Below are 18,280 nucleotides of genomic sequence, written 5' to 3'. Positions count from 1 at the left end.
ACAGCATATGACAGGCAGATCGCAGGGACCTCTGCGATCTCGCTGACCAAAACTTCGCTTTCGTCCCCCGGGCGCGAAGTTTCAGCCAGATGCAGGCGCCTTTGGCATTGTCTACGAAGACGAGATCAGGTTAAAGATCGCAACTTCCGAGTGCCAATCACCTCCCCGGGGAAAATCAAATGCACATTGAGCCGCAGCGACGGATCTATATCTGCTTCCTTCTGTTCGCGATATCGATGGGTGCATTGCTTTCGCGCTTGCCCGATCTGCAGGACGCACTCGGCATCAACAAGTCGGAACTCGGCCTGACCCTCATCGGTGCAGCCATTGGAGCGCTGATATCGCTCACTTTTTCGGCGCCGATCATCGCCCGGCTGGGCGCACGGACGACGGCTTTCATAACCGTGCTTGGAACCTCTGCCTTCATCGCCCTCGTTCCCTGGGTCGGCGCCGCGCCGCTGGTGTTCGCCGTACTCTTCTGCGAGGGACTGCTCGCCGGCGCGCTGGAGATCAATCTCAATGTCGAGATTGATCGCATTGAAGCCCAGCTCGGTCGCGGGGTGATGAATCGTGCCCATGGCTTCTGGAGCCTCGGCTTCTTTCTGACGGCACTGGTCTCCTCGGCGGTTCGCCAAGCCGGCGTTTCCGTCCAGCTCCACCTAGCCTTGACGCTCGCATTTGTGGTCATCGTCGGCGTGATAGCTATTGCGGGCATGCGAAATGCCCCGGCGCGCAGCCAGGTGCAACATAGCGATGAGCCACGAATTGCCTTGCCGACGGCCGGCCTCCTACCGCTTTGCGTGATTGGAATTGCGGCCTTTCTCGTCGAAGGCGCCGGAATCGACTGGTCCTCCATCTACATGAGAGACGTATTCGCGGTCGAACCTTTCATCGGTGGACTGGGACTGACCGCATTCACCTTTTTCATGGCCGTAACGCGGCTGTTCGCCGACCCCCTCGTGGATAGCTTTGGCGCCCGCGCGGTCGCCTTCGGCTTGCTGCTTCTATCCGCGGCCGGTCTGGCAGCCGTGTGGCTTGCGCCCCATCCCTATGTGGCACTCGCCGGTTTCGCTTGCATGGGCGCCGGCTGCAGCGCGATCTATCCGCTCGCCGTCTCCGCCGCAGCTCAACGAACAGACCGCGCGGCACACCTGAATGTCGCCGCCCTGGCGCAGATGTCCTTTGTCGTGTTCTTTCTCGCGCCGCCTCTGCTTGGCTTCATCGCGGAAAATGCCGGTATCAGAATATCCTATCTGATCTGCCTGCCCATCATCATTGCCGCATTGTGCCTAGTCGGCGCATTGGCGCCTCGACGGGACAAGGCCCCGCAAGTGCCTTGCGGCCAGTCCTAGCCGAATTATACGCTGCTTGCGCGCGCCCTGTATCCGTATTTTCCCGGCTAAACACGGATGCGGTTGCGCGTCAGTTTGCTGAGTTCGGTCGAGGTGAACTGAAGAATATCGCGACGCTCAGCAGTAAACCTTGTCGATCCTTGACATCAACCGCGCGCTGATGTCGAACAGAGCAGACACTATCAGGAAATCCAGGGAGGCAGACATGCGCGCACCCAGACGGCCGACCAACCCGCTCGATGCGGCCGAGGCAATCTTCAAACCTGCGAAAAAGCCCGCGGCACCCACGATCGAACGTCCGGCGATTCCCAACACAAAAGAGCTCGTCTCCCTGAAACTCGACAGCGAAATCCTCGCCTATTTTCAGGCGGATGGACCCGGCTGGCAGGATCGGATCAACGACGCGCTCCGTGCCACAATGAAGGCCAATGATTAGCCTATCTATCGCGGACGCTATCTGAGACAGCCATCCAAACGGCAGTGTATAGCCAGCGGAAGCAAATCCGGCATTAAGTTCCATCTTGAAGTAAAGTCTCTACAAAACAGATGGATAGGCGCCGTCGAATTTTCGCACTGGGGGAGCAGAAGCGGTAAGCGGGGCGGATTTGGAGGCGCGAATGCGCTCCAGACCATTCCACATAATTCGCGAGGCAGAGTCATCCCCGCACCCATGGGGCTCTTCCCGTTAACCGCACCTACCCATCAGGCGTAGCGAACTATCCACACGATGAGCAGAATGTCGATTAGCAGTGCAATCATCAGCAGCAGGCTTATGAGCTTCCGCCGCTCCGCCGTCTCCTTGGATTCAATTTTGAAAGCCGCTTTGTAAGCGTCTTCGATGTCTCGGTCACTCACCGGTCTGATGGAGTTTCGGGGGCGCGTCATATTGACGAGGCCGCACGTGACGAAGATGAAAAATAAAAGCAGATAAGGGGCCATCTCCACCGAAGCCTTTTGCTGTCCCGCCACATGCAATTTCCTATTAGAAAAGCAGCTTTCACAGTCCATCGCAATTGAAAGCTGCATGCGCAAAGTCAGGCAGTTCTGCATTACCGGGAGATTTGCCCCACTTGCGCAAAACGGTCAGTGGAGCAGGGCGAAAGGGTGGTGACCGCAGACCTGCCTCATGCTCCGTATTCAGCGACTATTTTGGCGGCTGAACGCAAGGGGCACATCTGATGCTGAAAAGCTCGTTGTGAAATTCACTGCAAGCGAAAACACGAAGCTCTGGACAATCCCGGTGGGAGGCGCCCCTCCTCACTGTCCTTCACCCCGCCTTTAGCCCATTTTGCGCGTCTACCGCACGACCAACCCACGTTACCGGCCGAGCCGGATTTAAAACCGTGACAGCTGTCACGGTTTTAAATCGTCGCCTACTCCAATTGACCCATTTCACAGACAGCAGAAATACGAACCCAGTCCGAAAGCCGCACCTCAAGCTCAGTAATCAAATTTCAGATTTGAGCCTTGACGATCGCCTGCATACCTATTTCCCAGGCCTTCCCTCCTGGGGCGCCGGCATCACGCTCCGTCATCTGCTGCATCACACATCAGGCCTGCCCGGCTATATTCAATTCTTCAGCACCAGTGAGGACATCACCGAACTCACGCGCTCCATTACAGGCATAGACAACGAGGATGTACTTGAGCGAACCATGCGCCTGTCCGGACCGGAATTCCCCGTGGGTTCGCAATACTCCTATAGCGGTGTGGGCTACGTTCTGCTGGCCATGGTCGTTGCCATCGTCTCCGGGCAATCCTTCGCGGACTTTCTAAGATCGAATGTGTTCGAACCTCTCGGCATGAAGCATATCCTCGCCTACGATTCGCGCCGCCCGACACGCCACAGGCTGGCGCATGGCTATTTGAGGAAAGGGGATCGGTTCGAGCGCTGGGATTATCCAATGCTGACGGTCGGGGATGGTGGTCTCTTCTCCACGCTCTCCGATTTGTTTCTCTGGGACCAAGCGTTGAACACCGAGTGGCTTGTCTCCAAGGCCACCCTTCGCCGCGCCTTTACCTCCGGCACTACCAGTGATGGGGCCGAGACGGGCTATGGTTTCGGCTGGATTACAAATGTCTTTCCCTATTTAAGCGCGGCCGAACGCCGCCAACTGATAGGGCCTGGCGGTGGCGCCGATATAAGGCATGTGGCACACGGCGGCAGCTGCATCGCCTACTTCAACTACATGATCCGCTTTCTCGAAGCGCAGCGCACGATCATCGTCCTGACCAATCGCGGACCCATCGCGCCGGCTTCGGCGCCGCCTGGCCACCCGGATTTTCCTGGGCCTCGCGTGCGGGCGCATCGGGTGGCGGAGATCCTCTTCTTCCGCAATTGAGCATCGGACCGGCCCCTGGCGCTCCCGGCGATGTCCCAGAAAACCGTGACAGCTGTCACGGTTTTCGCGAGCAAAGCGGAATTGGCCACCGAGTCTCCCGCAATGCGAAACCGATAGACAAATCGAGGGAGATGACAGCGTACGTCGCGATGAGCTCGCTGGGGAGCTACGCCCGCCTGATCACGAGTGAGCCCATCTCCTAAATCTTGAGAGACGCCAGTGTCGACATAGCTCAAGGAAGTTGGGATGGTTTGGCACGCTCGGGCTATTGCTCGACAATGGAGGAGGGTTCGCCGATGTTAAGTAATGCGAACGACAGGGGAGGGCGCGGACTTGGAAAACGGGTCACATTTTCACATAACCGAAACTGACGGGTGGCGCGTTGACCACCGCGCAAACTCCGCTCTTCCCGGCTACCTAATCATCAGCTCAAAGAGTTTCGTTACCGACCTGTCGGATCTGCCCGAGAGCACCCTATGCGAACTCGGTCCGCTGCTGGCATCTTCCCAGGACGCCCTAAAACGAAGGCTGGATGCCCAGCGCGTATACATAGGTCGATATGGGCATGTTGCAGCGCGCACACTCCATTTCCATGTGATCCCGATCTACGACTGGGTCGAGGAGCTATTTTGGCAGGACAGCCGGTATCGAGTGCTGGAAGGATTTGCAGAAGGGGAGGGGGAGACACCGGTTGACGGTGCCGAACTAACGCTGTTCGTCTGGCGCGAATTCTGCGAACGCGCCGAGCCGCCACCGATCCGGGGACCTTCCGTGCCTGAGGCCATCGCACTGCTTCGCGATGCGCTACACCATCGGCAGGCCGGTACGAGCTGAATCCCAACCAGCCCTTATCCCCGCATCGGGAACGGCGATGCAGTGCAAGGTGTCGACTGCAGGAGGTGAAGGTGGTCAGCAACGCCCATACCGGCCACGCCTTCAGGCCGGCGCGTCGGCATCCCAATCAACGGCCCTTGCCGGAAGTCTTCACGGGGAAGGGACATCGACAAGCCTGCGCAGGCAAATCAACCCACTCCGGGACGTCGGACATCTCGCGGTTCCCCCCCCCATCGCCGATCCAGAGAGCCAATTCCAAGACAAGATTTGTGGCGCGCCGCCGCTTGCCTCGATCCTGCGGATCGATCTGATGCGCCCATTGGCTCCTGCCAGATTTAGGCGCACGCCCGGCTCAAAATGCTAGGTGCTTAACAAGTTGTTTTTCCTTGAAAATTTTTCCAAAATGTAGCTAATCCGCCGTTGACTTCCTTCAGCCATGCGGTGTTTTTCCATGATTGCGAGGGGATATGTTCGCGGGTCGGAACCACCGCATTCTGCGAACCGGCAGAGGCAGGTCGCACCATCTAAGACGGTGGATTGCCGCAATATCTCGATGTCCTATCCATTAGTCTCAGAAGAGACGTTGTCCGTCAACATTCTATCGTCATTGAAGCGGCTCGATACCTGGCAAAAGGTATTTGATCAACTTTGCCATCTTATATCGGAGGCACATGCTCAAGGTAGGTTCGGTCCAGCGCCGTGGGACTACCACTATTTCTTCCCCTGCGCTCCGCTGTCATCCGCCAAACCAGTGTCAGAGCGTAGCCAACGCAATCGGCTACTCCCGCCATAAAGCGGATCGCACCAGCATAATGTCGTCCGGGCGAAATGTTTCCAGGCAGGCCTCATCGCGTGTGGCCTGCGACACGGCCAAATGTCATCTCCAACCAGTTCTCTCAGCTTGAGCGCCATACAATTGAGAACTCACCAATGCGCCACGCCGAAAGTCGCCTCGTCTGACACGATCTCAAGCGTACGACATCAGCCCTGCGCTCGCCGAGAAATCTCGGCCCAGGCTTCCCAGGTCGCAAGCCGATCCGCATATTGCTTCTGCGCGATGCCAAGCGGCGCTTCACCAAGAAAGAGTCGCAACGGCGGTTTCTCGGCATCAACGACACTCAAGATCGCCCCGGCAGTCGCTGCAGGATCGCCCAATTTGCGCGACACAGATGCGGCTTTCAGTCGATTCCGAAGCGCGTCATACTCGACCATCGGCTTCAGATGGGTGGAAGAGTTTCCACGCCAATCCGTATCATAGCCACCGGGCTCAACGAGAGTAACCTTTACCCCGAACTCAGCGACCTCCGCAGCCAAAGTTTCACCCAGACCTTCCACCGCCCACTTCGTGGCGTTGTAAATGCCAGCAGTCGGGAAGGTGATTATGCCGGCGAGACTGGAGGTTATGAGTATATGCCCTCCACCTTCCTTCCGCAGGTAAGGTAATACCGCCTGCACCACCCATAAAGTCCCAAAGAAGTTCGTGTCAAACTGCTCGCGCGCGTTAACCTGGTCCGCTTCTTCGATCGTTCCGAAGATGGCGTAACCGGCATTGCTGACCACCACATCAAGACGTCCAAACGTGACAGCTGCCAAGCGCACGGCCTCTCCGACATCCTCCTTGTTGCGCACGTCCAGCTCAATCGGCAGTAGCGCGGAACCGTATTTTTCAACCAGGCCTGAAAGCGTCGCCACGTTTCTAACGCAAGCGGCCACCTTGTCGCCGCGGGCGAGTGCAGCTTCTGCCCATACGCGCCCCAGACCCCGCGAAGCGCCAGTGATAAACCAGATCTTTTCACCCATGATCAACTATTCCTCGGAATGATACGACGACATCGAACGAACGCCTTCCTGCTCAACTCGGCAGTCCACATGGCGACGAAGTTCTATCCCCGTTGCCTCACCGAAATTAGCGGAGATCTCCACGCGAGCGGTAACCGGCCTGGGCCAGATAATGCAGCGACCCCGCCAAGATCAGCTGCGCGTTGGCACCGAAAGTACGGAATTCAAGGCGCAGATGGCTGGCGCAAGAAAGACTAAAGGTCCCAATGAAGACTTTGGATAATCGGTTGGCTGCGTCAGGAGCATGAAAGATCTTCTGCAGCACAGCGGCCACGCATTGCACTTTGCCGCCGTGGGTGAACATCTCTCTTTCGTATCCGGTACTTGCCTCAGCCATGTCATCGTCCGCGCGGAGGAGCGATCGCGAAAACATCAGGGCATCGAGCATAGCCATGTTTGCACCTTGGCCGCCAAACTGTGGCACAATATGTGCCGCATCCCCAGTCAGAGTAACGTTTGGCCTGGAAGGCCGCGATTGATCAACGGTGGTCCGAACGAATAGCCTGATCGAAAACGGGACTGCAGCCTAAACCGCCCGGATGAATGCCGGATACCAATTCGACAAGATCTCACTCGCATAGGCACCCGCCGCGTCCACGATCGACAAGTCGAGACCATTTGGGGCCGGGTATTCCTTGAGAAATATACAATCAGACCGTCCCACCGCTCCCCGCCTGCACAGAGAGGCCAATCGGGTGCCAAGCGTGAAGAAAGTTGTGACCCTGACCTGGCGCAGAATGCGCCGAGCTGTCCTTGCGAGGTTTGGGAATATCTCCCTGTAACAGCGTTACGCCCGAATATTCTGGCGCCTGATCCGTTACAAAGGCTCGCACTTGCGAGCGGGCACGATCTCCGCGCCAACCAACAGATCGATGTCAATCGCGACGCTTTCCGTGAAATGGGCGCGCTTCATAATCTACGCATCCGGCGACGCCAACAAATCGTCGCTCCCGCTAAATGTGGTCCTTGGCCTTAGCGAAGAAAACCGCATTTCTGGCAGCTGCTCACGGTCTACTTCAGGTCGTCCGGACACAAAGCGGAGCGGCGGCATCCGCAAGGTAATTCGGCCGGCTTATTCGAAATCGCATCGGCATCTGCTTCAAGTCTCGCGAACTGCCGAAAGGCAGCCTCTGGTCCCGCCGCCTTGATTGCCTTGGATCCGGAGTGCGTTGCCATATCCGGACTGCCGCCCGAGAAGCGTGCCTACACGGATGCATCCCACTCGAAGGCCAATACATAGGCGCGTTCGCACCTGAAGAAGGTGCGCCAGCATGAGGTCGCCAGGTCCCGCGCCTTCATGACCGTGGCTTGGTCTTCCGCCGAATGGCCGCTTTGAAATCAACGACCGCCGCGCCGGGAGAAGATGCGGTACCTGCCGATTGCCTTATTCCCGGCACTTCGCGATCCTGTTCGCCTTCGGCAACCTCAGTGAAATAGCGGGCAGGTGTCGTACCGAGCATCCGCCTGAACATCGCGATGAAGGCGCTTGTACTTTCATAGCCAAGATCGAAGGCAACATTCATGACGGATTGTCCGGAGGCGAGGCGCTGCAACGCAAGCCCAATGTGCAATTGCTGCCGCCAGCGCCCGAAGGACATTCCGGTCTCGCGCTGAAACAAACGCGTAAGCGTGCGATTGCTCGCTCCGACCCGCGCGCCCCATTCCTCGATCGTAAAGCGCAACGCCGGATCATCCATCAACGTCTCGGCAAGCCGCCGCAAGCGTCGATCCGTCGGCATGGGCAGACGCAACGGCTCGAGTGGCGCTGCCTGCAATTCATCGAGCAATACGGAAACAAGCCGCGCCTCGCGTGTATCACCTTCCGGATAAAGGGTAGGGGTGGCAACGAAACGCAGCAAGAGTTCGCGGAGGAGGGGCTGTACGAACAGGATTCCGCAACCATCGCTGAGAGATCCGGCAAGTGCCGGGTCTATATAGAGACTACCGACCGTGACGCGGCTGGTCGAACGGGCAACATGAGAGATCCCGCTTGGAATCCAGATGGCGCAATGCGGCGGTACGGTCCAGACACCGTTTGAGGCTTCGACGGTAACGGCACCGCTGATGACGTAAAGTAACTGCGCCTTCTCGTGTTGGTGAGTATCGGTCTCGTGAATGGAAGCGAGCTCGATGGTCAGCCCGACGACCGAGCGCGGGACCTTATCCGGATCTTCCAAACCAGGCGGCTTCGCAAGTGTCATACTCGGGTCTCCCACCCACCCATACCATCATCGCGGTCAAGCCCAGATCGCACCGAGATCTTCTACCCTCAGTGATGATCCCGGTGCGAATATCGATGTTAACAGCGACGGGCCGCCAGCTCAGTTTCGCCTAAAGCTGGCGGAAGTGATAAGGCACATAGGTATCATTGTTCCTGCATCACACATTACGCTCGCCGGCCAAAGAATAGCGAGAGTCGGCCATTTCCTACACAAACTTTCCTGCCTTGACCCGTCAGGACGCCTTTCCAACACCCGAAAGGCTGCGCCCATTTGCTCGAAGCAGCGCCATGAGGGCAGGGCCGAGCGAAAATTCGCCTCGTCCCGCCTTGATCGTGAGATCACGCAGATAGGCGCCAGCGGAATTGATATGCCCCGATCGCTCAAGGATGCAGGCCATTGTGACCGCGGCGTTTTCAGGCCCCATCACTTCGCAGGCCTCCTGGTACGCCGAAGGGCTGACCCCGAGCATCGATCGCACCACAACTGCGGCCGACATCAGGTCTCGCCAGTTGTTCACTGCGCCCCCAGGGCCGTAGGACATAACTTCCGGGCAGGCCTTCAGCACCAATCCCAATGGGAATACCCGCATTGTCCCCTCGGTAGGCTGATTGTTTTGCGCCGGCGTCGCCTCCAGCTCTTTTTCAGAGCTAGGTTCAAATTCAGTGATGGATTGGGGTTTTGAATTCTGTATGTGACGCTCATTATGGGCATCATTGGTGCTAGTATTTTCTGTTTTTTTCTGCATTTCGAGCAAGTTGACGATTTCATCCTGCAGCAGCCTCATCTCTTCGAGCAGTGAATTCACTATCTCAATGGTGGGCGAACGGGGAATGCGGCGGACCAAGTCGACATAGATCCCTTCGATACGTGCCCAATCGCCTGGAGCGCCCTCCTCGATCGCCGCCGTAATCAGCTTGCGAACGTCTCGACGGCAAATCGTCAAGCTTTCCTTGGCTCGGCGAAACGCAATACGATCTGCCGCCACCTGCTGTGCCATGCCCGCGAGTTCTTCTGCGCGCAACAGAAGCGGCGAAATATCGAACCCAAATGCGCTTTCGATCTCGCCTTCCCTGTCCTTTCGCGTGTAGCGCTTGCCATTTGCGCTGTCTTTTCGAACGATCAGGCCGGCTTCGACGAGCAGAGCGAGATGTCTGCGCAGCGTGGCGCCTGCAATGCCGTGAGCCCGCAAGCTCAGCTGCACATTGGAAGGAAAGACGATAAGTTGCGCATCCTGGCGCAACTCATTGTCAGGATAAAAGCTCAATAGAGCGTCGAGAACGGCCAGGCTGCGATCCTGTAGTCCGAGCAATTCCCTCGCCTCGGAAGCGTCCCTGAAGACCTTCCATTTGTCGGCCGCTTTGCCGGGCTCGATTTCGGCAGTAGCAATCTGCCGCCGAACCAAGGCAAGCGTCACCGGCCGCCGCCCGAACGGCGTCGTTACACTTCCACTCTGCATTTCCCTCACCCCAAAAAAGGCAAAAGAAATCTGCTCACCAAAAACGGTGCCAAAGACTCTTGACTGTGATTCGTGGAAATGCGATTCTTCAGTTGCTACATTGAAGAGAAGGCTTCCACGACGGCAACGTTTAGGGGGCCTTTTTTCTTTTGCCAGGCTTCCTTTCGTTTGACATCAGTTGAAACCCTGAGAAGACAATCAGGGTTTGCTGCTATTTCGTTGGCGGGAGAAGCGCTCAGCCAGGCCGGACAATTCCCCTTCGACAAATCTTATAAACTCGACGCCCAGCGCTCCCTCGGCGGAAATCCGCACCTCTTTCGGCAAGGTCGTGTAGGTACCGAGCTTGGTGCCCGACGCGTCGACGATTGTAGTCGGCGCGGTATCGCCGGGATCCGAACTCGGTTTGACCGCGCGCAGTGCGTACTGGAATCTATCGTTTGACGATCCCGGCTCGGCATTGGCACGCGAGAGGGCGCCACGTGCAGCCTCCAATGCGCCCGGCACAGTCGAAATCGTCTTTGCCAGATCGAGCCAGCGCGGCCTGCCGATCTTCGGCGCGCGGCCGATCGCCTCGATCACGTCCGCCGGGATCGACCGATAGACGCCCCGCATGCGGGCGAGCTCCGAATGTTCGATCGACAGCGCCGCATAGATATCGCGCGGCTTGATGCCGGCGTCATCCATGCGCGAGGCGAACAATACGCGCTCAATCCAGGTCAGGTCCTGTCGGCTGGCATTCTCGATGCCCTGCGCCACGACCAGGTCGAGATCGGAAATCTCGACTTCAATCGCTCGGACCGTATGGCCGAGTTCAAGAGCGGCGCGCCAACGGCGATGACCATAGACGACCTGATAGCGGCCGCTTGCCGTCGGATGCCGGCGAACCTGGATCGGGATCTTCTGGCCTTCAGTCTCGATCGAGTGCTTGAATCTCTCGAAATCGTGGGGGTCATCATCCGGCAGGCGATCCGGATAGGGAGAAGGGTCGATCGTTTTGGGATCCAGATCATGGATCGAGCCTTCGCCTGATTCGATAATTGCCCGCAAACGATCCCGTTCCGCGCGGATGTCGCCAATGGCGCGGTGAGCCGCGCCGATAACGCCGGCGCCGACGCGTGTCGGCTGGGCAGGGGAGGGCTCAGGCGCCGGCTGAGCGGCCGCAGTGTCGTCGCTTTCCAGCTCAGCCGAAATCAGGCCGAAACTGGCAACAATCGATTTGCGAGGTGACTTGCTCATTCACGCCCCCAACTTGAGTTGATCAGTTGCACGATGGCTTCGTTGACCGCGTCGACGGCCTCGCGCGCGCGCTTGTGCGTATCGCGGCCGATCTGCCCCACATCGAGCTCATAGACGGAACGCTTGGCGAGACCAGCGGCCTCAACTGCCGTGCTCTCTATAGCGGTCGGCAACAGAACGTCCGAGCCAAACAGATGACGCAGCATCGCAACCACCTGCGACTGCGGGCCATCATTCGGATCGTGGCGTGTGACCAGATACCGGATGAAATCCTGATCGAGCTGGGCACCGCTCTCGTTGAGAACGCTGATCAAATCGCCCATCATCAGAAGAAACTGGCTCATCGATGCGACGTCGAGCATCGCCGGGTGAACGGTGATGATCATGCTTGTCGCAGCATAGATGGCGCTGAGCGTCAGAAAGCCAAGCGAAGGCGGCGTGTCCAGAATGACGATGTCGTAATCGGCCTCGACCTCGGCAAGCGCAAGTTTGAGCCGCTCGAAAAAGATCGCGCCAGATCCCGACCTGTTGGCCAGAACCCGGGGGGTCTCATGCTCATATTCCATGACCTCAAGGTTGCCCGGAATGAGGTCGACGCCGTCAAAATAGGTCTTGCGGATAATGTCGCGAATGGGGCGCCGCTCGGCCTCGTCGTAGCGCAGCGCCGCATAGATGGTCTCGTTGGCGCCGACATCCACCTCCGGCTGAGCGCCGAACATGGCGGACAGCGATGCCTGGGGATCAAGGTCGAGAGCCAGAACCCGGTAACCATGCAGGGCGAGATAATGCGCAAGATGAACCGACGTTGTCGTCTTGGCACTGCCGCCCTTGAAATTGGCAATTGCCAGCACCTGCAGGTGTTCACCCGGCCGACGCCGGGGCAGAAAGCGAAGTGCCTCCGCAGGCTTCTGCTTTGCAAACAGCTCCCGCAGTTCATTGACCTGGGCAAGCGTATAGACGCGATGATTGTTTTCCAGCCGGCTGGGATTGGGTCCACGACCCTCGCTGGACATCAGCTTCAAGGTCGAATCCGGGATCGATGTCAGCTTGGACACTTCATTCGTCAGGAACTGTCGCAGTATCTTTTCCGACTTCGGCGGGTACATGCGGGTTCGAAGCTGCTGGAGCTGACTCGACAGCAAGCCTGCATGGCGTGCTATCTTGCCGCCTGCATCTTCCCTGGACGGAACTGTCGTCTGTGCGTGCCTTGCTATCGCCATCTATCCCTCTTGGCGGCCGATTCCCGGTTTGCCGACCATTGCCCGCCAAAGGATAGACCATGATTCTGCTGGGCCGTCCAGAGAATAAGGGTTAACAGCCGATTAAAGCGGCGAAGCACGGAATCCCGCAAAGCGAGCCTAACATACGAGATTTCCTTGCTTTTCTCGCCAACGTCAAACGGCGGCCGGTTACACTTACCCACACCTTTGACCGCGCCACAGCGCTACAACCGCCGGGTTGAAGCGCTCTGCGAACATTCCATCGAGAGAATCACTGCGCCCATTCCTGCGACCCGAAAGTGCGCCCTGCAAAGCCAACAGCACCCAACCCGCAATGATCCTGCATAAGATCGCATTGCATATGACGAGAATTTGGATCGTTCTAATTTCCCACCTTTTACCAGCCGGTTCACTTAATTCACATCTAAAAGCACCTCGGCGGATTTAAAATTAACCCATTAAATACAATCATATCTCGTCGCAAAGCCTCGCAATCCACCAAACTCCGTTAGGTTCCTCCTCAAAATTGCTTCTTGACATATTTGGAACGTTCCAATTTATTGCATGCAAGCAACGTGGTCAGGGGGGATATCATGACAAAAGGGCGGGTTACCGTCGTCGATATCGCGAAAGCGGCCGGCGTTTCGAAGTCGACAGTTTCCCTCGTCCTCCAAGGGTCACCACTGGTAAACGAGGCAACCCGGGCAAAGGTCAATGTGGTGATGCGGGAGCTGGGCTACGTCTACAATCGTGGCGCGGCCAACCTCAGGCAGTCCGGCTCCAAGTCAAAAATTATTGGCGTTGTCGTCAACGACCTCACAAACAGCTTCTTTGCCGAGCTTGCGGTTGGCGTTGATATGGTCGTGCAATCAGCGGGCTTCGTCCAGTTTCTGTCAAACACGAGCGAAAGTCTCGATCGGCAGCAGGAAGTTATCGCATCCATGCGCGAGCATGGAATCTCGGGCCTTATCCTGTCACCTGCCCGCGCAACCGAAGCCGCCGACCTGAAGCCCGTGGTGGCTGCCGGCATTCCCGTCGTGGTGGCCGTGCGCAATGTGCAGGGCGCAAAGGTTTCATCGATCGTGTCGGACAATCGCGAGGGCATATTCGCCGGCGTGCAGCATCTGGCATCTCTGGGTCATCGCCGCATCGCCTTCCTTGGCGGCTTTGGCGACACCGCGGTCTTCGACGAACGCCTCGACGGATATCGTGCCGCCATGGCCGCCTGCCATCTGGAACACGATGAGAACCTCATCATCCCCTCAGCGCCCTCAAGGGCAGGGGGAGCTGAAGCCATCAACCGAGCCCTGGCAATCGAAGTGAAGCCGACAGCAGCCGTCTGTTTCAACGACGCGGTTGCCTTTGGGGTTTGCGATGGGCTTCGAGCCAACCGGCTCGAGCCGGGGCGTGACTTTGCCGTGATCGGTTTCGATGATGTCATCGAGGCAAAGACCGCCGTCCCGGCTTTGACGACGATTTCGGTGGATCCGCAGGGGATGGGGCGGAGGGCCGCGCAACTGCTCTTGAAGCAGATCAATGCCGGCAAAGTGGAGGCCGAGGCGATTGTCTCGTCCGTCCGGCTCGTCGTGCGTGAGAGCTGTGGGACCGGCAGCGGCGACGCGATCGGTAGGAGACACGCATGACGATGCGTTGGGGGTTGATCGGCGCCGCCGTCAAAGTTGAAACAGGACTTTAATTGAACATGAGCAAGCACATCACCCCGGCAGAAGCCGCAGCTCTCATTCCGGATGGCGCCGTCGTTTCGGTGTCGTCTTCAAGCGGCCTCGGCTGCCCCGATCTGATGCTGAAGGCAATCGGCGAGCGTTTCGAGGCGACCGGTCATCCGCGCGAGATCACGACGCTTCATCCGATTGCGGCCGGAGACATGAGCGGCATCAGGGGTGTCGACCATATTGCCCAAAAAGGCCTGCTGAAGCGCATCATCGGCGGCTCCTATCCGTCCGGTCCATCCAGCGCCGAGCCCCCGCTTATTTGGCAGATGATCACCGACAACGAGATCCCGGCCTATAATATTCCCTCCGGCATCATGTTCGATATTCATCGTGAGGCGGCAGCAAAACGGCCGGGAGTGTTGACGAAGGTCGGCATCGATACATTCGTCGATCCCGAGCGGCAGGGATGCGCCATGAACGAACTCGGCACCAAGGAGCCTGTCGTCAAGCGCGTCTCTTTCGAAGGCGATGATTGGCTGTTTTTTCCGTCCATCATCCCAAATGTGACGATCGTGCGTGCGACGACGGCGGACGAGCGCGGCAACCTCACCTATGAGCATGAAGGCGCCTATCTCGGCGGCCTCGATCAGGCGCTCGCCGCGCGCAACAATGGCGGCATCGTCATTGCGCAGGTCAAGCGGATCACCAAGGAAGGTTCGCTGAAGCCGCATGATGTCCGCGTGCCGGGCATGCTGGTGGACTATGTGATCGTCGACCCCGATCAGAAGCAGACGACACAGACGCTCTACGATCCTGCAATCTCGGGAGAAATCTTCCGGCCGCTCGACAGCTTCCGGGTTCCTGAATTCAACATACAGAAAGTCATCGCGCGCCGCGTGGCGCAGGAGCTGCAGGCTGGCAGTTGCGTCAATCTCGGCTTCGGCATCTCGGCAAACGTACCGCGCATCCTGCTGGAAGAGGGGCTTCACGGCGCGGTCACCTGGGTGATCGAGCAGGGAGCGGTCGGCGGCGTCCCGCTGCTCGACTTTGCCTTTGGCTGCGCCTCGAATGCCGATGCCTATATGCCGTCGCCCTATCAGTTCACCTATTTTCAGGGTGCGGGCTTTGATGCCTCGCTACTCTCCTTCCTCGAGATCGGCAGGGATGGATCGGTGAACGTTTCCAAGCTGTCGTTCCGACCGCATGTCACCGCCGGCGCCGGCGGCTTCGTCGACATCACGGCGCGAGCCAGAAAGATCGTCTTCTCCGGCATGTTCAATGCCGGCGCAAAACTCGCGATCGCCGATGGCAGGCTGGTGATCGAGAAGGAAGGCAAGCTGAAGAAGCTCGTCAACGAGGTCGAACACGTCACCTTCTCGGGCAAACGCGCAATCGAGCAGGGGCAGGACATCACCTACGTCACTGAACGATGCGTGATGAAGCTGACGCCGCAAGGCATCGTTCTCACAGAGATTGCGCCAGGCGTCGACCTGCAGACCGATATTCTCGACCAGTCCGAATTCCCGCTCATCGTTGCAGACGATCTCAAGATCATGGATGCGGGACTCTTCGGCGAGGCCAAGATCAACCTGTCCCTGCCGCAGAAGAGCGCTCGCACCCTGGAGGGCACGTTCCATGGCTAGCGGCACGGTAACGATCGACATCGAAGGGCACGTCGCCATCATGAAGGTCTGCCGCCCTGAGAAGCTTAATGCGCTTGATCTGGACATGCTCAAGGCGCTCGCCGATGCAGCCGACGAGGTCGAGGCGACCGCAGAGGTGCGCGTGGCGATCCTCACCGGCGAGGGCAAGGGCTTTTCGGCAGGCGGCGATATCAAGGCTTGGGGCGGCATGCGGCCGGAAGAATTCGGTCACGCCTGGGTTCGGCATGGACATCGCATCTTCGAAAGGCTCGCCACGCTCCGCGTTCCCATGATTGCCGCCCTGAACGGCCATGCGCTCGGCGGCGGCCTGGAGCTTGCCGGTGTCGCCGATATCCGCATCGCCGAAGAGCAGATCAAGATCGGGCTTCCGGAGACTGGTCTGGGCATGGTCCCGGGCTGGTCGGGGACCCAGCGCCTCGTCAAACGCTTCGGCGCCCAAGTGGTGCGGCGCATGGCGCTTGGCGGCGAGATTTTCACGGCCGAGGAGGCAAGATCGCTCGGCATTGTCGATGCGGTGACGACAACCGGCAACGCGGTGGCCGCGGCCAAGGATTATGCGGCCCGCATCGCGTCGCGGGGTCCGGCCGCTCTCGAAGTCGTCAAGTTGATGATCGCCTCAGCGAACGGCGAGGACAACGGCACGGCCGTCGAGGCGCTCGGTTCGATCCTCGTCGCGAAGACCGGCGATCTCAAAGAGGGCGTCGCTTCATTCAGCGAAAAGCGCCCGGCACAGTTCAAAGGAGAATGGTAATGACGGTTCTGATCGCGCCCAAGGCTCTCGGCGACCACAAGGTTCGTGACTTCAACATGCTGATCGACGGCAAGTGGGAGGCAGGTGCATCCAATCCGATCGAGCGCATTGCTCCCAGCCACGGCGTGGTTGTTAGCCGCTACCCCACAGGGTCGAAGGCGGATGCTGAGCGCGCCATTACCGCTGCCCGTAAGGCGTTCGACAACGGCCCCTGGCCGAGGATGACGGCGTCCGAGCGTTCGGCGGCGCTGCTGAAAGCCGCAGACCTGATCGCCGCTCGCTCCGAGGAACTCGCCTATCTCGATGCCATCGAAGCCGGCAAGCCGATCAGCCAGGTGCGTGGCGAGATCGCCGGTTCCGTCGACATCTGGCGCTATGCTGCCGCTCTTGCCCGTGACCTGCACGGCGAAAGCTACAATACGCTTGGCGATGGCACGCTCGGTGTGGTCCTGCGCGAGGCGATCGGCGTCGTCTCGATCATCACGCCCTGGAACTTTCCATTCCTGATCGTCGGCCAGAAGCTTCCTTTCGCGCTGGCGGCAGGCTGCACGACGGTCGTAAAACCCTCCGAGCTGACGTCAGGCTCGACACTGGTGCTTGGCGAAATCCTGCAGGAAGCAGGCGTTCCCGATGGAGTGGTGAACATCGTCACCGGGACGGGGCCGGAAGTCGGCGCCATCATGACGTCACATCCGGATGTCGACATGGTGTCGTTTACCGGTTCGACCGGCGTCGGCAAACTCACGATGACCAATGCAGCGCAGACGCTGAAAAAGGTCTCGCTGGAACTCGGCGGCAAGAACCCGCAGATCGTCTTTCCGGATGCCGATCTCGACGCCTTCATCGATGCCGCCGTCTTCGGCGCCTATTTCAACGCCGGCGAATGCTGCAATGCCGGCTCGCGCCTGATCCTGCATAAGAGCATTGCATCGGATGTCGTCAAACGCGTCGCGGAGCTTGCAAAGAACGTGAAGGTTGGCGATCCCCTGGACCCGACAACCCAGGTCGGCGCGATCATCACGCCGCAGCACCTCGAAAAGATCGCCGGCTATCTTGCCGGCGCCAGGGATAGCGGCGCAAGGGTCGCCCACGGCGGCGAGATACTTGATTTCGGAATGGGCCAGTTCATGGCCCCGACGATCCTCGATGCAGTGACCCCGGGGATGGCCGTGGCGCGCGAGGAGGTTTTCGGACCGGTACTGTCCGTTCTGACATTCGAGACCACGGCCGAAGCAATCGAGATCGCGAACTCGATCGACTACGGGCTTTCGGCCGGCGTCTGGAGCCGCGACTTCGATACTTGCCTGACGATCGGCAGGAAGGTCAGGGCCGGAACGGTATGGATGAACACCTTCATGGACGGCGCGTCCGAGCTTCCCTTTGGCGGCTACAAGCAATCGGGCCTCGGCCGCGAACTCGGCCGCCACGCGGTCGAAGACTATACCGAGACCAAGACGCTCAACATGCATATCGGCGGCAGGACCAATTGGTGGATGCCGCGAAAAGACAGACTGGCCTAGCCGGCAAAACACTACGCCTGAGGAGGGCGGGGAGTGGGTGCGGGAAATAGATCCCGCATCTGAAGCTTAAATTTGGGAGGAAGACCATGCGTAGACTGATGACGACGAGTGCTCTGGTAGCGCTGGCGGTTGCCGGTGCAGCGGCTGGAGCGCGTGCGGCGGATGTTAAGG

The 18,280-nt window shown here is 58.8% G+C and carries 15 protein-coding genes; 8 read left to right on the top strand and 7 right to left on the bottom strand.

Features of this window, described 5'->3' with window-relative positions; genetic code table 11:
* Window positions 1–179 precede the first annotated feature (179 nt).
* Together A6U86_RS20735 and A6U86_RS20730 are read left to right on the top strand one after the other, a co-directional pair.
* On the top strand, window positions 180–1,352 hold the full coding sequence (locus A6U86_RS20735) for an MFS transporter (protein WP_068394861.1): 1,173 nt from the start codon (window positions 180–182) through the stop codon (window positions 1,350–1,352).
* Between the two features lie 205 nt (window positions 1,353–1,557).
* On the top strand, window positions 1,558–1,788 hold the full coding sequence (locus A6U86_RS20730; RefSeq protein ID WP_068394860.1) for a BrnA antitoxin family protein: 231 nt from the start codon (window positions 1,558–1,560) through the stop codon (window positions 1,786–1,788).
* A 266-nt stretch (window positions 1,789–2,054) separates the two neighbouring features.
* On the opposite strand, the gene A6U86_RS20725 is transcribed toward A6U86_RS20730, so the two are convergent.
* Entirely contained in the window at window positions 2,055–2,321 is a 267-nt protein-coding gene (locus A6U86_RS20725; protein WP_141683765.1) for a hypothetical protein, read from the bottom strand.
* A gap of 491 nt (window positions 2,322–2,812) precedes the next feature.
* On the opposite strand from A6U86_RS20725, the gene A6U86_RS20720 reads away from it, so the two are divergent.
* Together A6U86_RS20720 and A6U86_RS20715 are read left to right on the top strand one after the other, a co-directional pair.
* On the top strand, window positions 2,813–3,694 hold the full coding sequence (locus A6U86_RS20720; protein WP_068394858.1) for a serine hydrolase: 882 nt from the start codon (window positions 2,813–2,815) through the stop codon (window positions 3,692–3,694).
* A 333-nt stretch (window positions 3,695–4,027) separates the two neighbouring features.
* Window positions 4,028–4,528, top strand: coding sequence for an HIT family protein (locus A6U86_RS20715; RefSeq protein WP_068394894.1), 501 nt, complete (start codon window positions 4,028–4,030; stop codon window positions 4,526–4,528).
* Window positions 4,529–5,509: 981 nt separating this feature from the next.
* On the opposite strand, the gene A6U86_RS20710 is transcribed toward A6U86_RS20715, so the two are convergent.
* The 6 genes from A6U86_RS20710 to repA all read right to left on the bottom strand — a co-directional run bounded on the left by A6U86_RS20710 (window position 5,510) and on the right by repA (window position 12,501).
* A complete protein-coding gene (locus A6U86_RS20710; protein ID WP_068394857.1) occupies window positions 5,510–6,328 on the bottom strand; it encodes an SDR family NAD(P)-dependent oxidoreductase in 819 nt (272 codons plus the stop codon).
* Window positions 6,329–6,434: 106 nt separating this feature from the next.
* Entirely contained in the window at window positions 6,435–6,815 is a 381-nt protein-coding gene (locus tag A6U86_RS20705; RefSeq protein ID WP_275507284.1) for an NAD(P)/FAD-dependent oxidoreductase, read from the bottom strand.
* A gap of 847 nt (window positions 6,816–7,662) precedes the next feature.
* Window positions 7,663–8,568, bottom strand: coding sequence for a helix-turn-helix domain-containing protein (locus A6U86_RS20700; protein ID WP_068394855.1), 906 nt, complete (start codon window positions 8,566–8,568; stop codon window positions 7,663–7,665).
* A gap of 253 nt (window positions 8,569–8,821) precedes the next feature.
* Window positions 8,822–10,045 (bottom strand): plasmid replication protein RepC, encoded by a 1,224-nt coding sequence (gene repC / locus A6U86_RS20695; RefSeq protein ID WP_068394854.1) that lies wholly within the window; start codon window positions 10,043–10,045, stop codon window positions 8,822–8,824.
* A 198-nt stretch (window positions 10,046–10,243) separates the two neighbouring features.
* Window positions 10,244–11,281, bottom strand: coding sequence for a plasmid partitioning protein RepB (repB, locus tag A6U86_RS20690; protein ID WP_068394853.1), 1,038 nt, complete (start codon window positions 11,279–11,281; stop codon window positions 10,244–10,246).
* Window positions 11,278–12,501 (bottom strand): plasmid partitioning protein RepA, encoded by a 1,224-nt coding sequence (repA, locus tag A6U86_RS20685; RefSeq protein ID WP_068394852.1) that lies wholly within the window; start codon window positions 12,499–12,501, stop codon window positions 11,278–11,280. Before repA ends, repB begins: the two co-directional genes overlap by 4 nt.
* A 593-nt stretch (window positions 12,502–13,094) precedes the next feature.
* On the opposite strand from repA, the gene A6U86_RS20680 reads away from it, so the two are divergent.
* From A6U86_RS20680 to A6U86_RS20665, 4 genes are read left to right on the top strand one after another with little or no spacing between them, the layout of a single operon-like run.
* Window positions 13,095–14,144, top strand: coding sequence for a LacI family DNA-binding transcriptional regulator (locus tag A6U86_RS20680; RefSeq protein ID WP_068394851.1), 1,050 nt, complete (start codon window positions 13,095–13,097; stop codon window positions 14,142–14,144).
* A gap of 59 nt (window positions 14,145–14,203) precedes the next feature.
* A complete protein-coding gene (locus A6U86_RS20675; protein ID WP_068394850.1) occupies window positions 14,204–15,817 on the top strand; it encodes an acyl CoA:acetate/3-ketoacid CoA transferase in 1,614 nt (537 codons plus the stop codon).
* Window positions 15,810–16,589 (top strand): enoyl-CoA hydratase/isomerase family protein, encoded by a 780-nt coding sequence (locus A6U86_RS20670; RefSeq protein ID WP_068394849.1) that lies wholly within the window; start codon window positions 15,810–15,812, stop codon window positions 16,587–16,589. Before A6U86_RS20675 ends, A6U86_RS20670 begins: the two co-directional genes overlap by 8 nt.
* Complete coding sequence (locus tag A6U86_RS20665; protein WP_068394848.1) at window positions 16,589–18,109, top strand: aldehyde dehydrogenase family protein; 1,521 nt, start codon at window positions 16,589–16,591, stop codon at window positions 18,107–18,109. The genes A6U86_RS20670 and A6U86_RS20665 overlap by 1 nt, the downstream gene beginning before the upstream one ends.
* Window positions 18,110–18,280: the final 171 nt, after the last annotated feature.

Source organism: Rhizobium sp. AC27/96 (assembly GCF_001692325.1).
Taxonomy (GTDB): Bacteria; Pseudomonadota; Alphaproteobacteria; order Rhizobiales; family Rhizobiaceae; genus Rhizobium.
This window is presented reverse-complemented; position numbering and strand designations above follow the sequence as displayed.

What these genes read in the sequence shown, in the direction of transcription:
- repA (WP_068394852.1), bottom strand. Translation starts at nt 12,501, where the DNA reads ATGGCGATAGCAAGGCACGCACAGACGACAGTTCCGTCCAGGGAAGAT.
- A6U86_RS20710 (WP_068394857.1), bottom strand. Translation starts at nt 6,328, where the DNA reads ATGGGTGAAAAGATCTGGTTTATCACTGGCGCTTCGCGGGGTCTGGGG.
- repB (WP_068394853.1), bottom strand. Translation starts at nt 11,281, where the DNA reads ATGAGCAAGTCACCTCGCAAATCGATTGTTGCCAGTTTCGGCCTGATT.
- repC (WP_068394854.1), bottom strand. Translation starts at nt 10,045, where the DNA reads ATGCAGAGTGGAAGTGTAACGACGCCGTTCGGGCGGCGGCCGGTGACG.
- A6U86_RS20730 (WP_068394860.1), top strand. Translation starts at nt 1,558, where the DNA reads ATGCGCGCACCCAGACGGCCGACCAACCCGCTCGATGCGGCCGAGGCA.
- A6U86_RS20680 (WP_068394851.1), top strand. Translation starts at nt 13,095, where the DNA reads ATGACAAAAGGGCGGGTTACCGTCGTCGATATCGCGAAAGCGGCCGGC.
- A6U86_RS20665 (WP_068394848.1), top strand. Translation starts at nt 16,589, where the DNA reads ATGACGGTTCTGATCGCGCCCAAGGCTCTCGGCGACCACAAGGTTCGT.
- A6U86_RS20670 (WP_068394849.1), top strand. Translation starts at nt 15,810, where the DNA reads ATGGCTAGCGGCACGGTAACGATCGACATCGAAGGGCACGTCGCCATC.
- A6U86_RS20735 (WP_068394861.1), top strand. Translation starts at nt 180, where the DNA reads ATGCACATTGAGCCGCAGCGACGGATCTATATCTGCTTCCTTCTGTTC.
- A6U86_RS20700 (WP_068394855.1), bottom strand. Translation starts at nt 8,568, where the DNA reads ATGACACTTGCGAAGCCGCCTGGTTTGGAAGATCCGGATAAGGTCCCG.
- A6U86_RS20675 (WP_068394850.1), top strand. Translation starts at nt 14,204, where the DNA reads ATGAGCAAGCACATCACCCCGGCAGAAGCCGCAGCTCTCATTCCGGAT.